Below are 1125 nucleotides of genomic sequence, written 5' to 3' on the forward strand. Positions count from 1 at the left end.
GCCCTCCCCACCGCCCCCCCCCCCGCCCTCTCCCCCGAGCCCGCCGCAAGCGCCCGTGCTCCCCCTCCCCCATACGCCCACCGCCCTCCCGTCAACCACCTCCCCGAGCCCGCCGCAGGCGCTCCCCTCCACCGCCCTCTCCCCCGAGCCCGCCGCAGGCACCAGCCCTCCCACATGCGCCCACCGCCCTCCCGTCGGACCCTGGTGTGGGGGCCGTCCCCGGCCGGAGGAGGTTGCACGATGCATCCGCTGGAGTACCGCGTGGTCGACCTTCCCGAGTCATCGCTGCACAAGACCGCGGTGCTGGTGCTCGGGCAGCACCGGGCTGTGCTGGTCGGTACGGGGTTGCGGCTCTCGGACGGTCGGCGGCTGGTCCGGGAGGTCGGGCGTTCGGGGCGTCGGCTGAGTACCGTCCTGGTGCTCCACCACGCGCCGGACTGCTGGCTGGCGGCGGAGGTGCTGCGCGACACGTTCCCGGAGGCCCGTTTCCTCGCCCCACCCCCGGTCCGCGACCGGATCGAGCGCGACCACCTCGCGGTCCGCGCCGCGTGGGCGGGTCTCGGCGACGAACTCCCTTCCCGCCTGGTCGCGTTGGAGCCGCTGGAGGAGGACGCCGTCGAACTGGAGGACCACCGGCTGGAGCTGCGCGGGGCGTCCCTGGGGCTGCCGGACCTGCACTACCTGTGGGAGCACCGCAGCCGGACGCTGCTCGGCGGCCCGCTGCTCTGGCTGCACGTGCACCCGTGGCTGGCCGCGACCCCGCTGGCCCCGCAGCGCGAGGCGTGGATCGACCTGCTGGACGAGATGGCGGCGCTGGAGCCGCTGCGCACCGTCCCGGGCCACCGCCACCTGACCACGCCCGTGCCCGTACCCGTGGACGCGGACACGGACGCGCACGCCCCTGACCCGATCACCTGGACCGGCGACTACCTGCGGGCGTTCACCACCGAGCTCGGCAAGCCGGTCGGCCCGGACGCGGTCACGGCCGCCCTGCTGCGCCGCTACCCGTCCGCCGCGCTGCCCTCCGCCGTCGCCCCGGCCGTCCGGGCCGCCCGCGACGAACCCGCCGCCGCCTGACCCACCCCACCCCCACCCCGTCCCAACCCCCACCCCGCCCTCCTCCCC

At 76.6% G+C, this 1125-nt stretch carries 1 protein-coding gene; it reads left to right on the forward strand.

Going from position 1 to position 1125, the window contains the following annotated elements:
- Positions 1-240: 240 nt before the first annotated feature.
- The gene (locus tag OO57_RS37845; RefSeq protein WP_051778779.1) at positions 241-1077 is read left to right on the forward strand and encodes an MBL fold metallo-hydrolase; all 837 of its coding nucleotides are present in this window, start codon (positions 241-243) and stop codon (positions 1075-1077) included.
- Positions 1078-1125 lie beyond the last annotated feature (48 nt).

Source organism: Kitasatospora phosalacinea (assembly GCF_000717185.1).
Taxonomy (GTDB): Bacteria; Actinomycetota; Actinomycetes; order Streptomycetales; family Streptomycetaceae; genus Kitasatospora; species Kitasatospora phosalacinea_A.